The 24,218-nt window shown below is 69.7% G+C and carries 21 protein-coding genes; 12 read left to right on the top strand and 9 right to left on the bottom strand.

What is annotated here, in order from left to right; all coding sequences use genetic code 11:
• Positions 1-3: 3 nt before the first annotated feature.
• From ACZ5Y9_RS02475 to ACZ5Y9_RS02445, 7 genes are all read right to left on the bottom strand, one after another.
• The gene (locus ACZ5Y9_RS02475; protein ID WP_464472168.1) at positions 4-2,166 is read right to left on the bottom strand and encodes a peptidase C14; all 2,163 of its coding nucleotides are present in this window, start codon (positions 2,164-2,166) and stop codon (positions 4-6) included.
• Positions 2,167-2,268: 102 nt separating this feature from the next.
• The gene (locus tag ACZ5Y9_RS02470) at positions 2,269-3,264 is read right to left on the bottom strand and encodes a hydroxyacid dehydrogenase (protein ID WP_464472167.1); all 996 of its coding nucleotides are present in this window, start codon (positions 3,262-3,264) and stop codon (positions 2,269-2,271) included.
• Entirely contained in the window at positions 3,261-4,346 is a 1,086-nt protein-coding gene (locus tag ACZ5Y9_RS02465) for a dihydrodipicolinate synthase family protein (protein ID WP_464472166.1), read from the bottom strand. Before ACZ5Y9_RS02465 ends, ACZ5Y9_RS02470 begins: the two co-directional genes overlap by 4 nt.
• Positions 4,346-5,380 carry an NAD-dependent epimerase/dehydratase family protein gene (locus ACZ5Y9_RS02460; protein WP_247633273.1) on the bottom strand — a complete coding sequence of 345 codons (1,035 nt, stop codon included), beginning with the start codon at positions 5,378-5,380 and terminating at the stop codon, positions 4,346-4,348. Before ACZ5Y9_RS02460 ends, ACZ5Y9_RS02465 begins: the two co-directional genes overlap by 1 nt.
• Before the next feature lie 32 nt (positions 5,381-5,412).
• Complete coding sequence (locus tag ACZ5Y9_RS02455; RefSeq protein WP_247623874.1) at positions 5,413-6,327, bottom strand: carbohydrate ABC transporter permease; 915 nt, start codon at positions 6,325-6,327, stop codon at positions 5,413-5,415.
• Positions 6,324-7,229 (bottom strand): carbohydrate ABC transporter permease, encoded by a 906-nt coding sequence (locus tag ACZ5Y9_RS02450; RefSeq protein WP_247633275.1) that lies wholly within the window; start codon positions 7,227-7,229, stop codon positions 6,324-6,326. The genes ACZ5Y9_RS02455 and ACZ5Y9_RS02450 overlap by 4 nt, the downstream gene beginning before the upstream one ends.
• A 69-nt stretch (positions 7,230-7,298) precedes the next feature.
• Positions 7,299-8,534: an ABC transporter substrate-binding protein gene (locus ACZ5Y9_RS02445; protein WP_464472165.1), complete on the bottom strand. Its 1,236-nt coding sequence runs from the start codon at positions 8,532-8,534 to the stop codon at positions 7,299-7,301.
• A 190-nt stretch (positions 8,535-8,724) separates the two neighbouring features.
• Between ACZ5Y9_RS02445 and ACZ5Y9_RS02440 the strand changes: the two genes are divergently transcribed.
• From ACZ5Y9_RS02440 to ACZ5Y9_RS02420, 5 genes are all read left to right on the top strand, one after another.
• Complete coding sequence (locus ACZ5Y9_RS02440) at positions 8,725-9,891, top strand: ROK family transcriptional regulator (protein WP_440748006.1); 1,167 nt, start codon at positions 8,725-8,727, stop codon at positions 9,889-9,891.
• The gene (locus ACZ5Y9_RS02435) at positions 9,888-10,892 is read left to right on the top strand and encodes a Gfo/Idh/MocA family protein (protein WP_336641290.1); all 1,005 of its coding nucleotides are present in this window, start codon (positions 9,888-9,890) and stop codon (positions 10,890-10,892) included. Before ACZ5Y9_RS02440 ends, ACZ5Y9_RS02435 begins: the two co-directional genes overlap by 4 nt.
• Positions 10,889-11,905 (top strand): Gfo/Idh/MocA family protein, encoded by a 1,017-nt coding sequence (locus ACZ5Y9_RS02430; RefSeq protein ID WP_440748004.1) that lies wholly within the window; start codon positions 10,889-10,891, stop codon positions 11,903-11,905. The genes ACZ5Y9_RS02435 and ACZ5Y9_RS02430 overlap by 4 nt, the downstream gene beginning before the upstream one ends.
• A gap of 592 nt (positions 11,906-12,497) precedes the next feature.
• Positions 12,498-13,499 (top strand): magnesium/cobalt transporter CorA, encoded by a 1,002-nt coding sequence (corA, locus tag ACZ5Y9_RS02425; RefSeq protein WP_247623880.1) that lies wholly within the window; start codon positions 12,498-12,500, stop codon positions 13,497-13,499.
• A gap of 138 nt (positions 13,500-13,637) precedes the next feature.
• Positions 13,638-14,366 (top strand): SGNH/GDSL hydrolase family protein, encoded by a 729-nt coding sequence (locus ACZ5Y9_RS02420; RefSeq protein WP_464472164.1) that lies wholly within the window; start codon positions 13,638-13,640, stop codon positions 14,364-14,366.
• Positions 14,367-14,463: 97 nt separating this feature from the next.
• Here ACZ5Y9_RS02420 and ACZ5Y9_RS02415 read toward each other — a convergent pair whose 3' ends face one another.
• Entirely contained in the window at positions 14,464-14,994 is a 531-nt protein-coding gene (locus ACZ5Y9_RS02415) for a cytochrome C5 (RefSeq protein ID WP_247623882.1), read from the bottom strand.
• A 51-nt stretch (positions 14,995-15,045) separates the two neighbouring features.
• Here ACZ5Y9_RS02415 and ACZ5Y9_RS02410 point away from each other — a divergent pair, with 51 nt between their 5' ends.
• From ACZ5Y9_RS02410 to ACZ5Y9_RS02400, 3 genes are all read left to right on the top strand, one after another.
• Entirely contained in the window at positions 15,046-17,199 is a 2,154-nt protein-coding gene (locus tag ACZ5Y9_RS02410) for an alpha-galactosidase (protein WP_464472163.1), read from the top strand.
• Positions 17,200-17,296: 97 nt separating this feature from the next.
• Positions 17,297-18,304 (top strand): NADP-dependent oxidoreductase, encoded by a 1,008-nt coding sequence (locus ACZ5Y9_RS02405; RefSeq protein ID WP_247623884.1) that lies wholly within the window; start codon positions 17,297-17,299, stop codon positions 18,302-18,304.
• 43 nt (positions 18,305-18,347) lie between these two features.
• Entirely contained in the window at positions 18,348-19,202 is an 855-nt protein-coding gene (locus tag ACZ5Y9_RS02400; protein ID WP_464472162.1) for an alpha/beta fold hydrolase, read from the top strand.
• 62 nt (positions 19,203-19,264) lie between these two features.
• Here the strand turns inward: ACZ5Y9_RS02400 and ACZ5Y9_RS02395 are convergent, their stop codons facing one another.
• Positions 19,265-19,975: an SDR family oxidoreductase gene (locus tag ACZ5Y9_RS02395; protein WP_464472161.1), complete on the bottom strand. Its 711-nt coding sequence runs from the start codon at positions 19,973-19,975 to the stop codon at positions 19,265-19,267.
• Positions 19,976-20,084: 109 nt separating this feature from the next.
• Between ACZ5Y9_RS02395 and ACZ5Y9_RS02390 the strand changes: the two genes are divergently transcribed.
• The 4 genes from ACZ5Y9_RS02390 to ACZ5Y9_RS02375 all read left to right on the top strand — a co-directional run bounded on the left by ACZ5Y9_RS02390 (position 20,085) and on the right by ACZ5Y9_RS02375 (position 24,211).
• A complete protein-coding gene (locus tag ACZ5Y9_RS02390; RefSeq protein ID WP_464472160.1) occupies positions 20,085-20,684 on the top strand; it encodes a TetR/AcrR family transcriptional regulator in 600 nt (199 codons plus the stop codon).
• A 90-nt stretch (positions 20,685-20,774) separates the two neighbouring features.
• On the top strand, positions 20,775-21,515 hold the full coding sequence (locus ACZ5Y9_RS02385) for a Type 1 glutamine amidotransferase-like domain-containing protein (RefSeq protein WP_464472159.1): 741 nt from the start codon (positions 20,775-20,777) through the stop codon (positions 21,513-21,515).
• The gene (locus ACZ5Y9_RS02380; protein WP_464472158.1) at positions 21,512-22,867 is read left to right on the top strand and encodes an anaerobic C4-dicarboxylate transporter family protein; all 1,356 of its coding nucleotides are present in this window, start codon (positions 21,512-21,514) and stop codon (positions 22,865-22,867) included. The genes ACZ5Y9_RS02385 and ACZ5Y9_RS02380 overlap by 4 nt, the downstream gene beginning before the upstream one ends.
• 33 nt (positions 22,868-22,900) lie before the next feature.
• Positions 22,901-24,211: a threonine/serine exporter family protein gene (locus tag ACZ5Y9_RS02375; RefSeq protein ID WP_464472157.1), complete on the top strand. Its 1,311-nt coding sequence runs from the start codon at positions 22,901-22,903 to the stop codon at positions 24,209-24,211.
• Positions 24,212-24,218: the final 7 nt, after the last annotated feature.

The raw sequence follows: 24,218 nt of genomic DNA, 5'->3' as shown, positions 1-24,218 counted from the left end.
ACCTCAGACCGTGACGTTCGCGGTGTCGACGACGCGGTCGCCCGCGGCGGGGAAGGCCGTGCGCGTCACGCCGGACTCGACGTTGGCGGTGTGCACGAGCGTCGACGACGACCCGAAAGCCCCGTCGCCGAGTTCGATCGCGCCGCCCTCGAAGCGGTTGCCGACCGCACGGTAGTGCGTGGCGCCGGTGGTGATCGACACGTGCGTCGCCGCCCCCTCGGCGCGGAACGTGCTGTCGGACAGCGCCACGTGCAGCTCGCCCGCTCCGGTGCGCGCCAGGCCCGTGCCGCCGACGTTCACGACGTCCGACCCCGCGACCTCGATGGTCTGGCGCTCCCCCCGCGCCGCCGCCACACGGGCGTTGCGCAGGGTCGAGCCCTCGAACCGCAGCCGCTCCGACTGCGACACGATCGGTGCGGCGTCGTCCGCTCCCACGAGCGTCGACCCCCGGAAAGTCACGGCACCCGGGCCCGTGATCTTCAGTCCGCCCACCCCGCTGAGCACCGTGTCGACGAAGGTGACCGGGGTGGTGACGGCCGCACTCGTCAGCTCGCCGCCGGCCGCGACGAAGGTGACGTGCGAGCCCTCGATGATGTTCGGCCGCGACGAGGCATCCGACTGCTGGGTGATGATGAGCGTGTCGGATGCCGTGCACCCGCGCAGCTGCGCACCGTCGGCGTTGATCCACAGCATGCCGGAGCCTGCGAGCGACGGCTTGCCGATGACCTGCACGTCTTCGAGCGTGAGGTCGGTGATGCGCACGCGGGCGACGAACCACGAGCACACGTGCTTGCGCACCGTGATGCGCTTGGCCGCCGAGCCCCACGCCGCGCCGGAGTTCGCGAAGGTCATGAGCCCCGAGTTGCCGGTGTAGGTGAGGTCGTGCTCGTACTGCCCGTGGGTGACGAACGGACCCTGGTCGTCACCGTCGCCGTGGCAGTTCTCGACGAGGCAGTAGGCGCTCGCGGTGAAGTCGTTGAGGTGGCGCGCGTTGGCCGTGTGGCAGTTCGCGACGTAGCCGTAGAGGCAGTAGATCTGCTGCGTCAGGTACCCGGCACCGCCCCAGGTCACCGAGGTGGGGTTCTTGAGCGTGCAGCTCACCGTCGAGTAATAGGTGTTCCAGCGGCGCTGGATCAGCGGCCAGAAGGTTCCGGTTCCGTCGATGTGGTCGACGTCGCAGCGCACCGCGTACTCGAAGGCGAGGGGGTGCGATCCGGTGTACTCGTCGGTCCCGGTGCCGAGGAACTTCAGGTTCGAGACCGTCACGTCCTGCACGGGCAGCACGTGACGCCAGGTCATCGTGCGGTCGGCGGCGAGCGGCCAGCCGTTCTTGTAGTTGATGCGGATGTGCGTGCCGTCGACGATCTGCGTCACCTGCACCAGTCTCTGCAGCTCGCGCTCCCAGCGGCCGGCGAGCGCGTTTACCTCGGCCGCGTACCAGTCGCCGACCGTGAAGAACGACGAATCGGCGACCGGGAAGACGTCGCCGAGGTCGGGCACGACCTCGTTCAGGCGCGCCTCCTGCGCCGCACCCGTCACCTCGCCCTGGAAGAACATCACGGCGGCGAACGGGTCGTCCTTGCCGGCGTTCTCGATGCCCACGGTCGTCATCAGGTGGTTGCCGAAATCGAACGCGATGCCCGAGCGGCGGAAGATGTGCCGACGCACGAAGTTGAGGTCGCTGTGCGCCTCGACGCGGTGGATGCTCGGATCGTTCACCATCGCATCGAGCGCATCATCGGCGTTCACGCTCGCGTCCATGATCCCGAACGTGCGGAAGTCGACGACGCCGTGATGCACGAGCACCCACGCGCCTTCCTTCCGCGCGGCGATGACGGTGCCGCCGTTCACGGCCGGGGCGTCCTTCTTCACGAAGCGGTAGAGGCCGTGGCCACCGTCGCCCGGCGCCCCGTAACCGCTCGTGCGTACGAGGTCGCCGTTCTTGCCCTTGAGCGAGGGCAGGTCGGTCGCGAGACCGGCGTTGCCGACGTCCTTCGAGCCCGAAGAGCTCATCGGCGCCACCGGGCCGGCGGCCTGCGCGGGTGTCTGCACCGCGACCGCCGCCACACCGCCGAGGGCGGCGGCGCCGAATCCGGCGAGCAGCATGCGCCTGCTGCGCAGCGCGGCGGTCGAGGTGGTGCTGTCGGTGTCGTGCGTGATCGTCATGTCGTACCTCCTTGCGGCAGCGTGGCCGCGGTCGGGCGTGCGGCCTCGCGGTCGTCACGCAACATCCGGTTCAGTCCCCAGAGCCCCCAGAGGTCTTCGGGTTCATGCCATCGACGCCAAGTGCGCGCGATCGACGGCATGGGCGAGCGGTCGGCCCGAAGAGAAGCGATCGAGCTCGTCGGCCACGATGCGGCCCTGGCGCAGCCGACCCTCGGTCGTGCCGGCCGCCCGGTGCGGCGTGAGCAGCGCGCCGGTCAGCGTGCGCAGCGGATGCTCCGCATCGAGGGGCTCCTCGTCGAACACGTCGATCGCGGCGCTGAGGCGCCCCGCTCGCACTTCGTCGACGAGCGCCTCCTCATCGACGAGCCAGGAGCGCGCGGTGTTCACGAGACCGGCGCCGTCGGGCATCAGCGCCAGTTCGCGGCGTCCGATGAGATGGTGCGTCTCGGGCAGCGTCGGCGCGTGCACGGCGACGATCCGCGCCCGCTCGATGGCGTCGTCGAGCGTGACGAGTTCGGCACCCAGAGCGGATGCCGCGGCCCGATCGAGCGTCGGGTCGACGAGCAGCGGACGCGCGCCCAGCAGCCGGATGAGTTCGAGGTAGGCGCGACCCGTGCGCGATGCCCCGATCACCGCGATCGGGGCATCGAGGATCTCGTGCTGCGCCGGGACGCCCGCGTCCCAGCCGCCGCCCCGCAGCCCGTTGTGCATCTCGGGCACGCGATGCAGCAGCGCGAGCGTGAAGGCGAGCGACACCTCCGCGACCGATCGCGCCATGCCCGCCCCCGCCTGCGTGACGACGACGCCCCGGTCGAACAGCTCCGCGGTCGCGAACGCCTTGATCGAGGCGCCCGTGTGCGCGACGAGCTCGAGCCGCGGCATCCGGTCGAGCACGGCGGCGTCGAACGGATCGATGCCCCAGCTCGTGATCACGACGCGCACCTCGTCGAGCGGCGCATCCGTCAGCCGGTCCACCCGCACAAACGATCCCCCCAGCCGCCCGGCGACCCCCGCGAGGCGATCGGCATCGTCGGGCGAGAAGAACTCCGCGTACAGCGCCTCGGACACCACTGCGACCACGACGGGGAGGGCGCTCATCGCAACCAGTCCTCGCGGTGCGCGGCGATGAACGCGTCGTCGTTCAGCGCGGGGTAGGCCCGGCGTACGCGGGCGATCTCCTCGGCCTGCCCGGGGGAGAGGCCCTCGGCGGGGTCGAGGCACCAGGTGCCCTCGAGCAGACCCTGCTGTCGCAGCATCTCGTGCACTCCCGCGATCACGCCGTGGAAGTCGTTGCCCGGGTCGAACACCGCCTGGTTGAGGTCGACCATGTCGGAGGCGAGGAGGCTCAGCTCGCGATAGGCCGTGGCATCCCCCGCCATCGCACGGTGCGCCTTCTCGAGCAGCGCGACCGCGGCGCGCGTGCCGACGGCCCACTGGCCGAGCAGTCCGCCGACGAAGCGCAGCGTGCGCGGCCCGTCGGGCGACTCGACGTGGAACTCCGCGAGCAGGTCGGCGACGATCGCATCGTCGTTGCCGGTGTACAGCGCGATCTCGTCGGCACGACCGGATGCCGCGACCCCGCGCACCAGTTCGAGGGTGCGGTAGCGATCGAAGGGCGCCGCCTTCACGGCCACGACCGCGGGGATCGCCGCGAACTCGCGCCAGAAGTCGCGGTCGAGAACCGGTCCGCCGATCGCGGTCTGCAGGTAGAAGCCCACGAGCGGAAGCACCTCGCCGACGGCGCGGGCGCGGTCGAGCAGCGCGCGCTCGTCGGCACCCGCGACGCGCGGGCTGATGAGCACCGCGTCGTAGCCGAGCGAGCGTGCGAGCTCGGCTTCGGCGACCGCCTGCGCGGTGTCTCCGGCCACCCCCGCGATGCGCACGAGAGCGGGATCGGAGCGGGCATCCATCTCCTCGGCCGCGAGCGCGAGCACCGGCTCGAAGAGGGCGTGCTCGGGGTCGCGGATCTCGAACTGCGTGGTGTGCACGCCGACGGCGAGACCCCCGGCCCCGGCGTCGAGGTAGTAGCGCGACAGGGCACGCTGGCGACGCTCGTCGAGTGCGCGATCAGCGGTCAGTGCGAGCGGATGCGCGGGGATCACCGCGCCGCGGGCCAGAGTGGCCGCGGCTTCGGGACGCAGCGACGGCACGGTCGCGGTACGCGCGGCGGAGGTCGCCATCAGAACTTCCCGTCCCGCACGGCCCACTTGGTGGGCTTGGCGATCATGGGCAGGCCGCCGGCGATCCAGTCGGCCTGCATCGCGATGAGCGTCTCGGCCGACACCGACGGGTAGCCGAACAGCGCCATGCACCGACGCGCATCGCTGAGCAGCGCGGTCGGCTGGGGCTCGTCGACGAGGTCGACCTCGCGGTCGAACAGCGCTCCGAAGCGGCGGGCGATCGACTCGACGCTCAGCAGCTCGGGACCGGTGAGGTTGATCGTGAACGGGTCGGTGGAGGCGTGGTTCAGACTGCGCAGCACCACCTCGTTCGCGTACCCCTGCCAGATCACGTTGACGTTGGCGGTCGCGACCGACACCGGCTCACCCGCGTTCACCGCACTGCCGATGTCGGCGAGCACGCCGTAGCGCAGATCGACGGCGTAGTTGAGGCGGATGATCGCGACCTTCGTCCCGCGCTCCTGCGCACCGAACTCGAAGACCCGCTCGCGTCCGAGGCACGACTGCGCGTACTCGCCGATCGGTGCGGGAGCGAGCTCTTCCGATGCTCCGCCCGACGACGCCGGCACGAAGGGGTAGACGTTCCCGGTCGACAGCACCGAGATCGCGCTGTCGCGGTAGCGGCGGGCGACCCGGTCGGGCAGCGCCGCGTTGACCTCCCACGCCCACGAGGCGTTGGTCGCGGCCCCGAACTTCGCCCCCACCATGAACACCACGTTCGGGGCATCCGGCAGCGACGAGAAGTCGTCGTTCTCGATGAGATCGAACGGCACGACGCGCACACCGGCCCTCTCGAGGCGCGCACGGATCTCGGCGTCGCCGAACCGCGAGACGGCGTAGACCGCATCGGCCTCACGGCCCGCGGCATCCATCCCGCGACGGGCCAGCATCGCGAGGGTCGGGCCCATCTTTCCGCCGGCCCCGAGGATGACGAGGTCGCCCGAACCGCTCGCGAGGTCGTCGACGAGCGCGTCGCTCGGTGTCGCGAGGGCCTCCTCGAGATCGGCCTCGGAGGTGAAGTGGCGCTGAGGCATGTGGTGCTTTCCCTTCTTCTCAGCTGGTGTCTCTAGCCCTTGATGCCGGTGCCCGTGACGCCCTCCTGCACGTAGCGCTGAGCGATCAGGTACGCGAGGAAGATGGGCAGCAGCGCGACGACCGACCCCGCGAGCATCGTGCTCAACGGGACGTTCTGCTGCTGCAGCGACGAGATGCCGACGGTGAGGGTGAACATCGAGTTCGACTTGGCGATGATGAGCGGCCACAGGAAGTCGTTCCAGTGCCACAGGAACACGAAGATGCCGAGGGTCGCGAGGATCGGCTTGCACAGCGGCAGGACGATGCGCAGGAAGATGCGGAACTCGCCCGCTCCGTCGATCCGCGCGGCCTCGAACAGCTCGTCGGGCAGCCCCTGGATGAACTGGCGCATGAGGAACACGGCCTGCGCGTTCGCGAGCGTCGGCAGGATGAGGCCCCAGTAGGTGTCGATGCCGCCGAGGTTCGCCATCAGGATGAACGTCGGGATGAGGGTGACGTGGAACGGCACCATCACCATCGCGAGGAACGACCAGAACATCACCTCCTTGCCGCGGAAGCGCTTCTTGGCGAACGCGTACCCGGCGAGCGCCGACAGGAACAGCACGGCGACGACCGAGACGAGCGAGTAGACGAGCGTGTTGAACAGCCAGCCGAGGATGTTCTGCCCGCCCAGCACCTGCTCGTAGGACTCGAAGGAGATGTCGGTCCAGGGGATCAGCGATCCGGGAAGGTCGACCACCATGCCGGGCTTGAGGCTCAGCACGACCATCGCGTAGAAGGGGAAGAAGCTCAGGATGCCGGCGAGGCTCAGCCAGATCCACCGCACGACCACGCCCATGCGGGTGGGTTCGAGCGCGCGGAACGAGCGATGGCGGCGCGGGGCGGCCGGCTTCTGCGGCGGCGCCGAGACCGGCGTCTGCGTGGGCGGCTGGATCAGGGCGGTCATTTCTGCTTTCCGATCACGAGGCGCTGGATGAGGGCGACCACGAGGGTCATGACGAAGAGGGCGACACCGACCGCGGCCGCGTAGCCGTAGTCGAAGTACCGGAAGCCCTGGTCGTAGAGCAGGTAGACGAGCGAGTAGCTGGCGTTCGCCGGCCCACCCTGGGTCATCACGTAGATGACGTCGAAGACCTGGAAGGCGGCGGTCGTCTCGATCACCGCGAGGAAGAAGAACGTCGGGCGCAGGTACGGCAGCACGATGTAGCGGAAGCGTTTCCATGCCCCTGCCCCGTCGACCAGCGCCGCCTCCTCGAGCTCGCGAGGGACGTCCTGCAGGGCCGCGATGATGATCATCATCCCGTAGCCGAACCGCGACCAGACGCCCACGACGACGATCGCGGGGATGACGAGCACGGTGCTGCCGAGCCACGAGCCGCCGAGCCCGAGCGGAGCCATGAGCTGCGACCAAGGCCCGTTGCTCGAGAAGATCCAGACGAAGATGCTGCCCGCGAGCACGAGCGAGGTGATGACGGGGAGGAAGAAGATCGACCGGAAGAACCGCGCGCCGCGGAACGCGCGTCGCACCCCCAGCGCCATGATCGTCGAGAGCGCCAGAGAGATCGGCACGGCGAAGACGGTGTAGACGAGCGTCGTGCCCATCGCCCGCCAGAAGAGCGGATCGGCGACGAGTCGCTGGAAGTGGTCGAGACCCCGCCACGCGATCTCACCGGAGATGTCGTAGTCGAAGAAGCTCAGCGCGACGCCGGCGATGCTGGGGCCGAAGCGGAACGCGATGAAGAGCAGGAAGGCGGGGAGCACGAAGAGGAACGCCACCCGCGCCTCGCGCCGGGCGAGCAGGCGGGTCACCGTGCCCTGCGGCTTCTTCGGCATGGTTGCCGTCGTCATGAGAACCTCACGTCGGGTCGGGAAGGGACGGGGGTGCGCAGCGGATGCCGCGGCGCACCCCCGTGGTCACTACTTGATGAGCGGGGCCGCGGCGGTCGCGGCATCCTTCAGCGCGTCGGCCGGGGACTTCTGACCCAGCAGCGCCGCCTGGATCTCGGGGGCGAGCACGCCCATGAGCGCACGCGAGCTCTCGTTCAGCTCGCCCACCGTCGTGTCGGGCACGTACTTCTCGACCTCGCCGAGGAGCGGGTCGTCGGCGTAGAGCGGCTCGGTGGTGCTGAGCGCCGAGAAGTACCCGGCGGCGGTGAGGTAGGGCTCGACGACCTCGGCGCTGGTGGCGTACTCGGCGAACTTCGCCGCGGCATCCTGCGCCTTCGATCCCTTGAGCACCGAGAGCGAACCGACCGTGCCGTAGGCCACCGACTTCTCATCGGTGAGCGGAGCGAGCACCTTGACGTTCTCCTCGCCCCAGAACGGAGCGACCTCGGTCACGCCGTTGTTCCAGGTGCAGGCGACCTTGCCCTGAGCGATCGCGGTCTGCTCGAGCGCCACGTTGGTGGTGAGCGCCTCGGGGTCGAGGGCCCCCGCCTCGGCCAGATCGGTGATGAACGTGAGCGCCTCTTCGCCGGCCTTGCTGTCGAAGCCGACCTCGCCGTCGTCGTAGACCTGTCCCCCGGCCTGCCAGAGCAGCGGGTAGAAGGTGAGGTTGAGGGTGTTCTCCGCCGACGCCGGGTAGTTCAGCACGTACATGTCGGCCGCCGTGAACTCCGGCGCGATGTCGATGATGTCGTCCCAGGTCTCGGGGTACTCGGTCACGCCCGCGGCCTCGAAGGCGGCGGCGTTGCAGATGAGCGGCTGGGCGCTGGTCAGGATCGGCGCCCCGAGGATGTCGCCGTCGATCGTGACGGACTCCTTGACGTTGGGGAGCAGGTCGTCCTGCCGCTGCTCGCTGAGCAGGTCGTTGAGCGGGGCGATCGACGACTGGTACGCCGACAGCTGGTCGGGGATGAGGTAGACGACGTCCGGACCCTTGCCCGCGGCGATCGCCGTCTGCAGGGACTCGTCGCGGTTGGCCCACGGGAAGATCTCGTAGTTCACGTCGATGCCGTCGTTCTCGGCCTCGAAGGCCTCGATCGTCGAGTCCCAGAAGTCCTTGTGCACCGCCTCGTCGGCGATGACCGGGTAGAGCCAGACCGTGATGCTCTGGTCTCCTTCAGCGGTGCTTCCTCCGCCGGCCGAACATCCGGCCAACAGGGTGGCGGTCGCGACTCCCGCGACGACGCCGGTGATCTTGCTGACGCGCATGGTGCTCCTTTGCTTGAACCGTGCTGAGTACGGTTCATTATGACATCGGGATGGGATAATTCGTCAAGGACAAGTTCTCAGACGGTTGTTTCCGCCGTGTTTCCGGCTCGAGAACGTCCGAGCCTGATCTGAGAATCCGGTGTGCTAACTTGTTCGCACACCGACCACGTCGATGAAGAGAGGACCGCACATGGGCGTGTCAGGCCAGCTGTCGATCGTCGCGCGATCCGCGCTGCAGCTCCGCGATGGCGGGCCCTCGACGGTCAACGACCTCTCCCGGTCGCTCGAGATCTCGCGCACCTCGGTCGAGAACGCCGTGTCGGTGCTGAGCGATTCGGGGCTGATCGTCGACGCCCCCGTCGCGAGCGTCGGCGGAGCCGGCCGCCCCGCGCGGCACTACTCGTTCCACGCCGAGGCGGGCACCGTCGTCGGAGTCGACATCGGCGTCGCGAGCGTGCGCGTGCTCCTCTCCGACCTCGCCGGCCGCGTGATCGCCCAGCGCAGCTTCCCCGGGGTCGAAGCGCACCCCGACGGCGCCGCCAAGCTCGCGGCCGTGATCGACGACGTGCGGCAGACACTGGGCGGAGCATCCGTCGCCTCGTCCCGCGTGCGGGCCATCGGCGTCTCGCTCCCCGGTCTGGTCGACGACGCCGGCCGCGTGGTGCTCTCGGTCGTGATCCCCGAGTGGTCGGGGGCCGACATCGGTGCGCAGCTGCGTCAGGCGTTCGGCTGCCCCGTCTCGGTCGACAACGGCGTGCGACTCGCCGCGGTCGCCGAGCACCACCTCGGGGTGGCACAGCTCGTCGACGACGTCATCTACCTCTCGGTGGGTAACCGCATCTCGATGGGGCTCATCCTCGGCGGGCGCCCGCGGCGGGGCATCCACAACGCGGCCGGCGACATCGGCCGTCTCGCCTTCCGCGGCCTCAACACCGAGACCGGGCAGATCTCGTGGCGCACCGCCCCGACGGCCGCGGAGGTGTTCGCCGCCGCGCGGGCCGGGGACCGTGCCGCGCAGGACGAGCTGGACGCCTTCATCGAGGAACTCGCGCACGGCATCGCGACCCTCACGATGACCGTCGACCCCGCCATGATCGTGATCGGCGGCGGTCTGTCGGCGGCGCACGAGCAGCTGCTCGATCCACTGCGCCAGGCGCTCCCCCGGCATCTCGGACTGCCGTTCCAGGTGCCCCTCGCCGAAGCGCGCCTCGGCGGCGAGGCCGCGGCGCACGGCGCGGTCGTGCACGCCTTCCAGCGGCACGCCGCCGACATCTACGGCATCGACGACATGCCGGTGCCGCCCATCACCCCGCTGCCGCACGACACGGCATCGCCCACCCCCGAGGAGACGAAGTGAGCACCCTGAAGGTCGGACTCATCGGAGCCGGCGGCATCTCGCGCGTGCACGCCGACGCCTGGAGGGCGCTGGGCGCACAGGGCTACGTGACCTCGCTGGCGGGTGCCGAGGAGATCGCCGAGGAATACGGGTTCGAGCTCGTCGCCGATGTCGACGCGCTGATCGACCTGGTCGACCTCGTCGACATCGTGACTCCCAGCAGCACGCACGCCGACTTCGCGCTGCGCGCCATCGCCGCGGGCCGCGACGTCGTCTGCGAGAAGCCGCTGGCGGCGACGTCGATCGACGCCGCACGGGTGACGGATGCCGCGGCCGCCGCGGGTGTGCGCCTCTTCCCCGCGCACGTCGTGCGTTACATGGGCGAGTACGCGCAGATCAAGGCCGCCGTCGACGCGGGGCGCATCGGAACTCTCGCCGTGCAGCGGTTCAGCCGGGCCGGTGCCGCGCCGCAGTCGCCGTGGTTCTTCTCCGAGAGCGCGGGAGGCGGGTTGATCCGCGACCTCATGATCCACGACATCGACCAGGCCCTGTGGTTCGCGGGAGACGTGTCGCAGGTGTTCGCGGTGCAGAACCCGCCGACGATCGACGACCGCGTGCCCGCTCCCGTCACCTCGCACATCGTGCTGACGCACGCGAACGGGGTCATCAGCCACATCCACGGCAGTTGGGTCGCCCCGGGCATCCCGTTCCGTACGAGCGTCGAGGTCGCGGGCTCCGAAGGACGCCTGCGATACGACAGCGCCGAGGACCGCACGCTGCGCACGGATGCCGCAGCCCTCCCCGGTGCCACCGACTACCTGCCGCCGATGTCGCCGCAGGACAGCCCGTACTACGCCGAGATCGCCGATTTCGTGGCAGCGCTGCGCGAAGGGCGGGAGGCGCGGGTGACACCGGCCGACGGCATCCGCGCGGTCGCTGTCGCCGAGGCGGCGATCGCGTCGATCGCCGCCGGGACGCCCGTCTCCCCCGTTCCCTCGCCGACCGAGGAGGTCGTCCGATGACCACGCCCCTGCGGATCGCCGTGCTGTCGTTCGCGCATACGCACGCCCTCAGCTACGTGCACGCCCTGTCGGCGATGCCCGGCATCGAGCTGATCGCGACCGACCCCGACGGGGCATCGGCGCCGGATGACGCGCCGCGCGGGGCCGCACTGGCCGCCGAGCTCGGCGTCGCGTACGTCGAGACCTACGACGAGGCGTTCGCCTGGAAGCCGGATGCCGTCGTCGTCGCGGCCGAGAACTCCCGGCACCGGGCGCTGGTCGAGCGCGCCGCCGCCGAAGGAGTGCACGTGCTGTGCGAGAAGCCGCTCGCGACGACGGTCGAGGATGCCGTCGCGATGCGCACCGCCTGCGACGACGCCGGAGTGATCCTCATGGTCGCCTACCCCGTGCGCTTCGCGCCCGCCGTGCGCGACGCGATCGCCGAGCTGCGCAGCGGGCGCCTCGGCCGGGTGCTCGGTGTCACCGGCATCAACAACGGCAAGCTGCCGCAGGATCGCGCGTGGTTCACCGACCCGTCGCTGGCCGGCGGCGGGGCTCTCGTCGACCATGTCGTGCACTGCGCCGATCTGCTCGACGACCTCCTGGGTGAGCGCGCCGCGTCGGTGAGGGCCGTGTCGAACGGCATCCTGCACGGCCAGCGCGACCTCGCCGTCGAGACCGGAGGGCTCGTGACCCTGCAGTACCCGAGCGGCGTGATCGCCACGATCGACTGCTCGTGGAGCTGGCCGATGAGTTCGGCGACCTGGGGCGGACTCACCCTGCAGGTCGTCGCCGAGCGCGGCACCGTCACCGTCAGCCCGTTCGCGAAGGGTGTGGCCGGTCACGACGCCGCGGGCGAGACATGGGACCCGATCGGCGCCGACCTCGACGCCCTGCTGCTCGAGGAGTTCGTCGCGTCCGTGCGCGCCGGGCGTCAGCCGCAACCCGACGCCGGTGTCGGCATCCGCACCGTCGAGATCGTGAAGGCCGCCCAGGCCTCCGCCGCTCGCGCGGGCGAGGTCGTCACCCTATAGCCCGGCTGGCCCTTCGCTGAACTGGGTCTCTGAGCCTTGCCTGCGGCCCCCACCCCGCTCCGGGCGGAGATCATCGCGTTGGGCGGAAGCATCCGCCCGATTACTCCGCCCGACGCCGAGTTCTCCGCCCGAGACGTCGCCCCTCCCCCGCGCACAACGCAGGAGTTCTCCCGCAGCACAGGAGCGGATGCCGCACACACTCCTCCGTTGCGCGAGAACTCCTCCCGAGCGCGCGGGCGGGATGCTTCGGCAGGCTCAGCAACCCAGTTCTTAGACCCGCAGCGCCCCTGCGCTGAACTGGGTCCCTGAGCCTGTCGATGGGTCCCAGCACGCAGAATCCTGCCAGAGCCGAGGAGTATGCTCTCCCCTTGGGTCGAGTGACCCGATGAGTCCCGAAAGGCGGTGATGGCGATGTCCGACGATAGTAACGACGCCGCCCTCGCTGCGTCGCGACTCCCTGCGCTCGCGCGTTGAGCATCCGCTCCGCGTTCGCACGTCGATCTCCGCAGTCCCGGGTGGCGTCCTCCGCATCCTGACGAACCCGCGCACCCGACCCCGGTCGGTGTGCGCCTGCGAGAGAAGAAGCACTCCCATGGCCCTGATCGACAACGGCGTGTACGTCCACGGACGTCGCGTGGAGACCCCCCAGAACCTCGACGAGACCTACCGCATCCTCGACTCCGTCGGTGGCATCGCGTGGATCGGCCTCTACCGACCGAGCCCCGAAGAGGTCGCCTCGGTCGCGCGCGAGTTCGATCTGCATCCGCTCGCCGTCGAAGACGCGCTCTCGGGCCACCAGCGCTCCAAGGTCGAGCGCTACGGCGACACGCTCTTCGCTGTGCTGCGGCCGGCGCGCTACCGCGACGAGCAGGAGTCCGTCGAGTTCGGCGAGCTGCACCTGTTCGTCGGCCCCGACTTCGTGGTGACGATCCGCCATGCCGAGTCGCCCGACCTCGCGGCCGTGCGGCGGCGGATGGAGGCGCACCCCGAGCTGCTCGCGATGGGACCCGAAGCGGTGCTCTACGCGATCCTCGACGAGGTCGTCGACGAGTACGAGCCGATCGTCGCGGGGCTCGAGAACGACATCGACGAGATCGAGGACCAGCTCTTCGGCGACAGCGACGACGACGCGCTCTCCCGGCGCATCTACGAGCTCTCGCGCGAGGTCATCAACTTCCAGCGGGCGGTGCACCCCCTCACCGGCATGCTCGAGTGGCTGCGCCGAGGGTCCGACAAGTACCGCATCGACGAGGAGTTGCAGCGGTCGCTGCGCGACGTGCTCGACCACACGATCCGCGTGAACGAGCGGGTCGACTCGTTCCGCGCGATCCTCGAGAACGCGCTGCGCGTGCACTCCGCCCTCGTCGCCCGTCGTCAGACCGACACGAGCATCGCGCAGAACGACGAGATCAAGAAGATCTCCTCGTGGGCGGCGATCATCTTCGCCCCCACCCTCGTCGGCACCGTCTACGGCATGAACTTCGAGGTCATGCCCGAGCTGCACTGGGCGTTCGGCTACCCGCTCGCTCTCGGCGCAATGGCGGCGTTCGCGATCGGTCTCTTCGGGATCTTCAAGTACAAGCGCTGGCTCTGAGCGCGGCGGCGCGCGCCCCGGGAGGAGAACTCGGCTTCCGCAGGAGGCATCCGCTCTTTCGATCCTGCGGAGCGTGAGATCTCCTCCCGTTGCGTGGCCGCATGCACGACGTCGGATGCTGTGGATAGGGTCGGAGGCGTGTCCGACACCACCGCCCCCACCGCTGCATCCGATCTCGCCCGCCTCGCCGACCTGCTCGCGGGCGGCGACCCGCTGACCTGGGTGATCACCGGAGACTCGATCACCCACGGCCTCGTCTTCACGCAAGGCGGCCGCAGCTACGCCGAGCACCTGCACGAACTCGTTCGCGGTGAGCTCGAGCGGGTGCGCGACATCGTCGTGAACTCGGCGATCAGCGGGCACCGGATCGTCGACATCCTCGGAGACTTCGAGCGCCGGGTGTCGTCGTGGCGGCCCGACGTCGTGACGCTGATGATCGGCACGAACGACCTCTCGACCGGTGGACCGCAGCCGGTCATCTCGCCCGAGGAGTACGCCGCCTCGCTGCGCGAGTTCGTCGCACGGGTGCGGGCGCTGGGCGCGATCGCGGTGCTGCAGACCCCGCCGCCGATCGACGTCGCCAACGCTCCGGAGCGGGCCCGTGTCGCCGAATTCGCGGATGCCGTGCGGCAGGTCGCCGCGAGCGAAGACGTCATCCTCGTCGATCAGTACGCCCGGCTCATCGAGCTCGGCGCCGGCGGAATCCCGTGGGGGCTGATGGGCGACCCGTTCCACCCGAACGCGGCCGGGCACGCCGCCCTCGCGCTCGAGATCGCGACGGTGCTCGGCATCCGCCCGAAGCCGGAGCGCTCACGCACGCTGCCGCTGCTCGAGGCGCAGGTCGGCGCGGCGCGCATCTACAGCTGATTGGTCGCGCGGGCCGGCCCTTCGACAGGCTCAGGGACCCCGTGGGGCGGAAGAAACTGGGTCGCTGAGCCTGTCGAAGCGTCCCGCGGCAAGAACCTCAGGCGTCGTCGCGGCTGATGTGGTCGAGCAGCGCGTCGCCCGAGGCGAAGGAGATCGTCTCGACCCCGTCGTCTTCGGCGACCTCGACGCCGTCGACCTCGAGCTCCTCGTCGAGCTGCACGAGGATGCGCGAGTCGGGGAACTGCCGCGGGGCATCGAACGACACGAGCACGGCATCCGCGAAGACGACGACCGACGCAGCCTCCATGTCATCGCGCAGGTCGATGCGCTCGCTGACCTCGGACTCGCCGACCGCCTCCTCGATGTCGGACGCGGCCTCGTCGACGATGGCCCGCCAGCGCTTCTCAGTGATCGAGAGGATGCGCTCGACTCCCGCGACCAGCTCGTCGACGTCGGCCTCGGCATCCGCATCGCCGTCTTCGATCTCGGGGTCGATGTTGACGGTGACGTCGGTGCCGGCGGCCTCGAGGTGGGCGCGGCCGTGCACGATGCCGTCCTCGGCGACCGGTTCGTCGAGGTGGCCGCTCTCGATGACGGCGGCCAGGAGTTCGTCGAGTGCAGTGGTCATGTTCCCATCCTTGCCGACAACTCCCGTCTCCGGTCTGGCTATGATTAATTCATGTCGTCAAGTAACCCCGTTCCGGACAGCGCCGTTCCGGAAGCCACGCACCTGCGCAACGGAGGCGTGAGCCTCGTCGTCACGACCGACCTGTTCGGCGCCCCGACCATCGCGCACTGGGGTGCGCCGCTGACGGATGCCGACATCCCCGGCCTCCTCGCGACCGCCACCCCGGCCGTGATGAACAGCTCCCTCGACGTCGCCCGCTCGTTCTCGATCGCGCCCGGCCGCGCGCACGGATGGTCGGGCACCCCGGCGATCGAGGCGACCGCAGCGGATGCCGTGATCGACGGGTTCGCGCGGACGCGGACGGTGCAGACGGATGCCGCGAGCGCGAGCTTCGTGCTGGTGGATGCGCGCGCCACGGTCGAGGCGACGTTCACGTTCGTGCTCGACGACGCCGGCGTGCTGCACTCCTCCGTGGTCCTCGAGAACATCGGCGCCGAGCATCCGGTCGACGTCGGCGCCGTGCGCTCGCTGCTGCCGCTGCCCGCCCGCGCCGCCGAGGTCGTCGACTTCACGGGCCGCTGGACGAACGAGAAGGTGTCGCAGCGCGCCGCGATCCACGACGGCACCTGGCTGCGGTCGTCGCGTCGCGGACGCCCCGGCCACGACTCCTCGTTCCTGACCCTGACCGGCACCGAGGGCTTCCGCTTCCGCTCGGGCGAGGTCTGGGCCGCGCACCTCGCGTGGGGCGGCAACCAGGAGATGCTGGTCGAGCGTCTGCCCGAGGGCGCCGGAGCCCACCGCTCGGTGCTCGGCGGCGGCGAACTCGTCGATGCGGGCGAGGTGCGTCTGCAGCCCGGCGAGACGTACGGCTCGCCCGAGCTGCTCTCGACCTGGAGCGACGAGGGGATCGACGGCGTGACCGCCCGGTTCCACGCGTCGATCCGGTCGCGCCCGAGCCACCCGAAGACGCCGCGGCCGCTGCTGCTCAACACGTGGGAGGCCGTGTACTTCGACCACGACCTCGACACCCTCACCGCGCTCGCGACGACCGCCGCCGAGCTGGGCGTGGAGCGGTTCGTGCTCGACGACGGCTGGTTCCGCGGACGCCGAGACGACCATGCGGGCCTCGGCGACTGGTTCATCGACGGCGACGTGTGGCCCGAGGGGCTCGCACCGCTCTCGGCGCGCGTGCACGACCTCGGCCTCGAGTTCGGCCTGTGGTTCGAGCCCGAGATGGTGAACCCCGACTCCGACCTGGCGCGACAGCATCCGGACTGGCTGCTCGGCGAGAACCCGCTGCTCGCCTCGCGCCACCAGTTCGTGCTCGACTTCTCGCGCGACGACGTCGTCGACTACATCGTCGAGCGGCTCGATGACGTGATCACGCGTGCCCGCGTGGACTTCGTCAAGTGGGACCACAATCGCGACCTGCACGCCTCGCTCGACGCGCGCGGCCGCCGCCGCGTGCACGCCCACACGCTCGGGGTGTACCGCGTGCTCGACGAGATCCGTCGCCGGCATCCGCGTCTCGAGATCGAATCGTGCGCCTCGGGCGGAGGCCGCACCGACCTCGGCACCCTCGCCCGCACCGACCGTGTCTGGGCGTCGGACTGCAACGACCCGATCGAGCGCCAGAGCATCCAGCGCGGCACGCAGACGCTGCTGCCGCCCGAGCTGATCGGCGCGCACGTCGGCCCGACGGTCTCGCACACCACCGGTCGGCACGCGTCGTTCGCGTTCCGCGCCGCGACCGCCCTGTTCGGTCACGCCGGCCTCGAGTGGGATCTCACGACGGCATCCGACGACGACCGCGCCGCGATCGCCGCCTGGACCGCCCTGTACCGCGAGCTGCGGGGACTGCTGCACTCGGGCGTCACGGTGCGCGGCGACGACGTCGACCCCGGCAGCCTGCTGCACGGCGTCGTGAGCGCCGACCGCGAGGAGGCCGTGTTCGCGTGGGTGCGCACCGAGACCAGTGCCACAGCGCAGTCTCCGCGCGTACCGATCCCGGGCCTCGACCCCGCGGCGACGTACCGCGTGCGGGTGCGCGACGAGATCGGCGGAGCGCACCGCCACCAGGTCGCGGACCCGGCGTGGCTCGCGGCATCCGACTTCACCGTCACGGGCGCGGTGCTCGCGCAGGGCCTCCCCCTGCCGGTGCTGAACCCCGGCAACGCACTGCTCCTGCACTTCACGGCCGTCTGACCCGCGGCATCAGCCCACCCCGGCCCGGCACGCTCTGCGTTGACAAGGAAACTGAGTTGACTCATAATTGAGTCAACTCGACCTTGGGAGACGCTACATGCGCGCGTTCGCGTTCGACACCTACTCACAGCCGCTGCACGAAGTCGCAGCGCCCGAGCCCGAACTCGGCGTGCGCGACGTGCTCGTGCGCGTCGAGGCGGCCGGCGTCAACCAGTTGGACGAGAAGATCCGCGCGGGCGAATTCAAGGCGATCCTGCCCTCCCCGCTGCCCCTCGTCCTCGGTCACGACGTCGCCGGCACCGTGCTGCGCGTGGGCTCGGAGGTCAGGGGATTCGCCGTGGGCGACCACGTGTTCGCCCGTCCCCGCGACCAGCGGATCGGAACGTTCGCCGAGCGCATCGCGATCGACCAGGCCGACCTCGCCCCCGCGCCCACGTCGATCGGCATCGTCGAGGCCGCATCACTGCCGCTCGTGGCACTGACGGCATGGCAGGCACTCGTCGAGAGGGCGAACGTGCAGGCCGGTCAAAAGGTGCTCATCCACGCCGGCGCCGGCGGAGTCGGCTCGATCGCGATCCAGCTCGCGAAGCATCTCGGCGCGCACGTGGCCACCACAGCATCCGTGAAGAACGCGGACTTCGTGCGCGAACTCGGGGCCGACGTGGTGATCGACTACCGTACCCAGGACTTCGAGAAAGAACTCTCGGGTTACGACCTCGTACTCGACAGCCTCGGCGGTGAGAACCTCGAGAAGTCGCTGCGCGTCCTGCGCCCCGGCGGAAAGGCGATCGGGATCGCGGGGCCTCCCGACCCCGCCTTCGCTCGCGCGGCGGGACTCAACCCCCTCCTCCGCCTCGCGATCGCGGCGCTGAGCCGCAAGGTCCGCGCGCGGGCGAAGAAGCTCGGCGTCGGCTACGAGTTCCTGTGGATGAGGGCCGACGGCTCGCAGCTGCGGGAGATCGCCGCGCTCGTCGACAGCGGCAGCATCCGCCCCGTCGTGGGCGCGGCGTTCCCGTTCGACGAGACCCCGCAGGCCCTGGCCGCGCTCACGCGCGGCGGCCTGCGCGGCAAGGTCGTCGTCACGGGGGCGGGGGCGGTCGCTTGACCCGCCCCTGCACCATCGAGCGCGGACGGAGAGGAACTCGATCATGACCGCAGACACCCCACCCATCACCTCCTACGCGCAGGCGCCGACCCGATCGATCACGGTCGACGGCAAGAAGTTCGCGTACCGCGAGCTGGGTCCCACGGAGGATGTACCGGTCGTCTTCTTCACGCATCTCGCCGCGACCCTCGACAACTGGGATCCGCGCATCGTCGACACCATCGCGAAGACTCGGCACGTCATCACGTTCGATCAGCAGGGCGTCGGCGCGTCAGGCGGCACCGTGCCGGCCACACTCGAGGAGGCCGCAGACGATGCGTATGCGTTCATCCGCCGGCTCGGCTACGACACCATCGACGTCTTCGGGTTCTCGATGGGCGGAATGATCGCCCAGGACCTGGTCGTCGCGCATCCCGAACTCGTGCGCAAGCTCGTGCTCACCGGCACGGGACCGCGGGGCGGAAAAGACATGGACAAGGTCGTGGGTGTGACGTACTGGGACATCTTCCGGTCGGCCCTCACCCGATCCGACCCCAAGGAGTTCCTCTTCTTCAACCGCGACGCGATCGGCAAGCGGGCAAGCAAGGCGTTCGTCGAGCGTCTCAAGGAACGCGCGATCGACCGGGATGCGCCCATCGGAAACAAGGCGTTCAGCACGCAGCTCAAGGCGATCCAGCGCTTCGGCCGCTCCGCCCCGTCGAACCTGTCGGTGATCACGCAGCCGACGCTCATCGCCAACGGTGACAACGACCGCATGGTGCCGTCGGTCCTCTCCGAGGATCTGCACCGGCGCATCGCGGGGTCGGAGCTGATCATCTACCCGAACTCCGGGCACGGCGGCATCTTCCAGTACTGGGAGAAGTTCGCCCCGATGGCCGCGAGGTTCCTCGCCGCCTGACGGCCTTCGGCATGCGAAAGAGGGCGCCACCGCTCGGTGGCGCCCTCTTTGTCGCAGAAGGCTCAGCCCTGCGCGAGCTGCGGATAGACCACCTCGAGCGGAGCCGAGAGTCCGGCCTTGGCCTGCACCGAGGTCTGGTCGGCGAGAACCTCGTACCCGCCGGCCTCGAGCGTGTCGAAGATCTGGGTGACGAGGTCGGCCGGGTCGAGCTTGGGGCTGGTGGCGTGCGCCGCCATCGCGGTGTCGACGTAGCCGACGTGCACGCCGACGACCTGCACCCCGGCGGGCTGCAGCTCGAGCCGCAGCGAGTTGGTGGCCGACCAGAGGGCCGCCTTCGTCGCCGAGTAGATGCCGGCGACGGCGTACCACGACAGGGCCGAGTGGATATCGATGATGGCGGTCTCCCCGCCGTGCGCCGAGAGCAGCGGGGCGAAGGCCCGAGCGAGGAACAGCGGTCCGAGGAAGTTCGTCTCGACGTTGTGGCGGATCTCCTCGTCGGTGTGGGTGAGGATGCCGGGGGCGGGCGTCGAGGCACCGGCGTTGTTCACGAGCACGGTGACGTCGGATGCCGCGGCGACGACGGCCGCGATCGACGCCGGGTCCGTGACGTCGAGAGTGAGCGGAACGACGCGCGGGTCCGCCCACTCGCGGGGCTGGCGGGCGGTCGCATAGACCTTCGCGGCGCCCCGGGCGAGTGCCTGCTCGACGAGATGCGTTCCGATGCCTCCGTTCGCTCCGGTGACGAGGACGACGGCGTGGGTGAGGGAGGTCATCAGGACTTCTTTCGGCTCGTGGAACAATGATTCCTGTCGCTCGTGGCCCGCACGATCGCGACTAAACTCATAACTGAGCCTGGTCAGAATCTATTCCGAGGGGAGTCTCGTGCCCGCAGAGAGCGCACCCGTCGGAAGACGCGAACGGAACAAGCAGCAGAAGCTCGAGCGCATCGTGGCCGCGGCCGCCGAGCTCTTCTCCGAGCGCGGCGTCGACGAGGTGACGACGCAGCAGATCGCCGATGCGGCGGACATCGGCACCGGCACCCTGTTCCTGTACGCCAAGACCAAGGGCGAGCTCCTGCTGCTCGTGCAGAACTCGCACTACGCCGACGCGCTCGAGCGCGGCCGCGCGGCATCCGCCGATGCCCGCACGCCCCTCGACGGCATGATGGCGCTGGCGACGCCCATCATCGAGTGCAATCGGGTGCAGGTCGAGAACGGGCGCACCTACCTGCGAGAGATGGTCTTCGGCGACCCGACCGAACCGCATCACGCCGCGGCGCTCGCCATCGTCGGGGAGACCGAGCAGGCTCTCGCCGAGACCCTCTCCCGCCTCGCAAGCATCCCCGCCGCCGAGGCCTCGGCCCTGGCGCGGGTGGTCTCGTCGATCATGTTCCTCACCATGGCGTCCAGCGATGCCGAGGTCGACGTCACGCAGATCGTCGAGGGCGTCCGTACGCAGGTCTCGGCGATCCTTCCCCGCTGACCACGCCCACAGCCTTTTCAAAGATGGGCTAGCGGGACCCCCGGCACACCGATATCTTGGCCGCATCTGCAGTCGAGAGCGGGGTGGCTCATGTCTCATGTGGTGGCAACCGGAGCGGGCAAGGCGATGATGGAGCGTCGGAATGATCCGACGCACGACTACATCCTCGGTCTCACGCGCAAGAAGAGACCGAGGGTCCTCTTCGTGGGCACGGCGACCGGAGACGACGCCGCATATATCGTGAGCTTCTACTCGACGTACGACTCCGACCGGTGCGCGCCGCACCACCTTCCGCTCTTCCACCGCGCGGTCGACGATCTCGCCGGCTTCGTGAAGGGCTTCGACGTGATCCACGTCGGCGGCGGCAACACCGCCAACATGCTCGACGTGTGGAAGCGGCAGGGCCTCGACGAGATCATGCGCGAGATGTGGGAGGACCCCGACTCGAACGTCGTGTTCACGGGCGGCAGCGCCGGCGGCATCTGCTGGTTCGAGGGCGGAACCACCGACAGCTACGGTCCGACCCTCCAGGTGCTCCCCGAAGGACTCGGGTTCCTGCACGGCAGCTTCTGCCCGCACTACGACGCCGAGGACCAGCGGCGCCCGCTCTTCCACGACTCGCTGCTGAGCGGTGAGCTCGCGACGGGCTACGCGGTCGGCAACCTGCAGTCGCTGCACTTCGAGAACGCCGACTTCGTCACCGCGATCAGCCCGGTCGAGAACCCCCTGGCCCTGCGGGTCGAGGCCATCGACGGACGCATCGTCGAGACCGAGCTCGCGACCGAGATCCTCACGGGCACCGGCCCCATCACGCGGGGGCCGTCGTCATGAACGACAACGTGTGGATCCTCGTCGCACAGCTGATCGTCGTCATCCTCGCGATCTACATGGGCACCCGCACGAGCGGGATCGGCCTGGGCGTCTGGGGACTCGTCGGCGTCGCCGTGCTGATCTTCGTCTTCGGCGAAGCACCCGGCAACGCCCCGGTGGATGCCGTCTTCATCGTCATCACGGTCATCACCGCGGCATCCACGATGCAGGCGGCCGGAGGCATCGACTGGATGGTGTCGGTCGCGGCGAAGGTGATCCGGCGCAAACCGAAGTCGGTGGTGTTCCTCGCGCCCGCCATGTCGTTCCTCTTCACGGTCGGCGCGGGCACCGGCAACATCTTCTACCCGCTGCTCCCCGTGATCTACGACGTGTCGTACCAGCAGAAGATCCGCCCCGAACGGGCGCTGTCGGTCTCGGCGGTCGCCTCGCAGGTCGGCATCCTCTGCTCGCCCGTCTCGGCCGCCACCGCGTCGATGGTGGTGCTGCTCGCGCCGCAGGGCGTCGACCTCGGTGGGCTGCTGCTCATCATGTGGCCGGCATCCATCGCGGGCCTGTTCGTCGCCGCGCTCGTCATGATGCGCCACGGCAAGGACCTCGAAGACGACCCCGAGTTCCAGCGCCGTCTGGCCGGCAAGCAGATCAAGCCGCCGACGGTGGATGCCCACGAGAACAAGCTCGCCCCGACCGCGGTGCTCTCCGCCGCGCTGTTCCTCATCGGCGTCGGCGTGATCGTGTTCTTCGGACTCTTCGAAGGCCTTCGTCCGGTGATCGGCACCGACGACTCCGGCGACCCGGTGCGACTCAGCGTCACCGTGATCATCGAGGTCGTGATGGGTGTGATCGCGGCGCTGATCTTCGTGTTCTGCAAGGTCAGGGCATCCGATGTGCCGAAGCAGCCGACGTTCCCCGCCGGCCTCGTCGGTGCGATCGCCCTCTTCGGTATCGCGTGGCTCGCCAACACCTTCGTCGCCGCGAACCAGACCCTCATCGTCGACGGGCTCGGCTCGGTGGTCTCGGGGTCGTCGGCGTTCCTCGGGGCGCTGCTGTTCGCGCTGGCGCTGTTCGCTGTCGCGATGCTCACCACCAGCCAGTCGAGTGCGACCAACGCGATCGTACCGATCGGCATCACGATCGGCCTACCCGCACCTCTGCTGGTGGGGCTCTGGCCGTCGACCATGGGCATCTACACGCTGCCCGCCAACGGCAGCCAGGTCGCGACCGTCGCGTTCGACCAGACCGGCACGACGAAGATGGGAAAGTACGTCTTCGACCACTCGTTCCAGCTGCCGAACCTCGTGTACGTCGGCGTCGCGATCATCGTCGGAGTCACGCTGTCGTTCTTGTTCTCGTGACATGACGGCGCACGCGCAGGGCGGGTCGGCGGCATGACGGATGCCGTCGACCGATCGGCCCTGCGCCAGTTCCTGCTCGGGTTGGCGCAGGGGATGAACGCCTCGGCCGAATCGGTCGACCGCATCCGCGACACCATGACCGAGGTGGCCGACGCCTACGGGGGCGACGACACCGACTTCGTGGTGCTACCCACGATCATCCTCGTCGAGACGGGCGACGACGAGGAGTCGCGGGTCGCGATCCGCTCTGCGACGAACGCCTCGTTCCGCTTCGATCAGATCGCCGCGCTGTACGAGCTGATCGCGCGGGCCAGGGCCGGCGAAGTGCCACCGCTCGACGGCATCCGTCGCCTGAACGAGGTCGGCGCGATGCGCCCGCGCCTCGGCTGGGTCACCCGCACGTTCGGTCACGCCGTGCTGACGACGGGCCTCGCGCTGCTGCTCACCCCCACCTGGCAGGGCGCGATCGTCGCGTTCGTGCTGGGTGCGGGGATCGGGCTGCTCAAGCTCGTACGCTCGCCCACCCTGCAGCTCGTGCTGCCGATCGCCGCCGCGTTCGTGTGCGCGACGGCGGTGTTCCTGCTCGCCGAGGTGATCGAGATCGGCGACCCGATCCGGCTGCTCATCGCGCCGCTGGTGACGTTCCTGCCCGGCGGGGTGCTCACCACCGCGACCGTCGAGCTCGCCGCGGGACAGATGATCTCGGGGGCGTCGAGGCTGGTCTACGGCTTCGTTCAACTCGCACTGCTGGCCTTCGGCATCCTCGCCGCCGGCACGGTGATCGGCGTCGAATCCCGCTCCTACGAGCCCCTCGCCGCGAGCGCCTTCCTGCCGTGGTGGGTGGCGCTCATCGGCATCCTGGTCCTCGCCCTCGGCAACTACCTGCATTTCTCGGCGCCCGCGTCGACGTTCGGTTGGGTGCTGCTCGCTCTGATCGCCGCCTACAGCGGCCAGTGGGCGGGGTCTGTGCTGCTCGGCGCGACGATGGGCGGATTCATCGGTGCGGTCGCCATGACGCTCGTCGTGTTCTGGATCGCCTCGCTGCGCCACGCCGCCCCGGCGCAGATCACGTTCCTGCCCGCGTTCTGGCTGCTCGTTCCGGGAGCCGCGGGGCTCGTCGGGCTCACCGAGGCGGTCGCGACCGACAGCGGACTCGCCGACTTCCTGGCCGCTCTCGTCTCGGTCATGTCGATCGCGCTGGGCGTGCTGATCGGCACCGCGCTGTATCGGGTCGTGCACCACGGAGCCGAGGAGATCGTGCAGTTCGTGGTGCCGCCGCCGGCCGTCGTCGCCGAGGCCCCGCGCGGCGTGTGGGACCGGCTGCTGCCCTGGCGGCGGCGCTAGCGATCCG

The sequence above is a fragment of the Microbacterium sp. T3-8 genome, assembly GCF_055398145.1.
This window is presented reverse-complemented; position numbering and strand designations above follow the sequence as displayed.

Coding starts and splice junctions, on each gene's coding strand:
- ACZ5Y9_RS02395 (WP_464472161.1), bottom strand. CDS start 19,975: ATGACCTCCCTCACCCACGCCGTCGTCCTCGTCACCGGAGCGAACGGA.
- ACZ5Y9_RS02375 (WP_464472157.1), top strand. CDS start 22,901: ATGACGGATGCCGTCGACCGATCGGCCCTGCGCCAGTTCCTGCTCGGG.
- ACZ5Y9_RS02475 (WP_464472168.1), bottom strand. CDS start 2,166: ATGACGATCACGCACGACACCGACAGCACCACCTCGACCGCCGCGCTG.
- ACZ5Y9_RS02455 (WP_247623874.1), bottom strand. CDS start 6,327: ATGACCGCCCTGATCCAGCCGCCCACGCAGACGCCGGTCTCGGCGCCG.
- ACZ5Y9_RS02445 (WP_464472165.1), bottom strand. CDS start 8,534: ATGCGCGTCAGCAAGATCACCGGCGTCGTCGCGGGAGTCGCGACCGCC.
- ACZ5Y9_RS02405 (WP_247623884.1), top strand. CDS start 17,297: ATGCGCGCGTTCGCGTTCGACACCTACTCACAGCCGCTGCACGAAGTC.
- ACZ5Y9_RS02460 (WP_247633273.1), bottom strand. CDS start 5,380: ATGCCTCAGCGCCACTTCACCTCCGAGGCCGATCTCGAGGAGGCCCTC.
- corA (WP_247623880.1), top strand. CDS start 12,498: ATGGCCCTGATCGACAACGGCGTGTACGTCCACGGACGTCGCGTGGAG.
- ACZ5Y9_RS02470 (WP_464472167.1), bottom strand. CDS start 3,264: ATGAGCGCCCTCCCCGTCGTGGTCGCAGTGGTGTCCGAGGCGCTGTAC.
- ACZ5Y9_RS02415 (WP_247623882.1), bottom strand. CDS start 14,994: ATGACCACTGCACTCGACGAACTCCTGGCCGCCGTCATCGAGAGCGGC.
- ACZ5Y9_RS02410 (WP_464472163.1), top strand. CDS start 15,046: ATGTCGTCAAGTAACCCCGTTCCGGACAGCGCCGTTCCGGAAGCCACG.
- ACZ5Y9_RS02400 (WP_464472162.1), top strand. CDS start 18,348: ATGACCGCAGACACCCCACCCATCACCTCCTACGCGCAGGCGCCGACC.
- ACZ5Y9_RS02380 (WP_464472158.1), top strand. CDS start 21,512: ATGAACGACAACGTGTGGATCCTCGTCGCACAGCTGATCGTCGTCATC.
- ACZ5Y9_RS02450 (WP_247633275.1), bottom strand. CDS start 7,229: ATGACGACGGCAACCATGCCGAAGAAGCCGCAGGGCACGGTGACCCGC.
- ACZ5Y9_RS02465 (WP_464472166.1), bottom strand. CDS start 4,346: ATGGCGACCTCCGCCGCGCGTACCGCGACCGTGCCGTCGCTGCGTCCC.
- ACZ5Y9_RS02430 (WP_440748004.1), top strand. CDS start 10,889: ATGACCACGCCCCTGCGGATCGCCGTGCTGTCGTTCGCGCATACGCAC.
- ACZ5Y9_RS02385 (WP_464472159.1), top strand. CDS start 20,775: ATGTCTCATGTGGTGGCAACCGGAGCGGGCAAGGCGATGATGGAGCGT.
- ACZ5Y9_RS02440 (WP_440748006.1), top strand. CDS start 8,725: ATGGGCGTGTCAGGCCAGCTGTCGATCGTCGCGCGATCCGCGCTGCAG.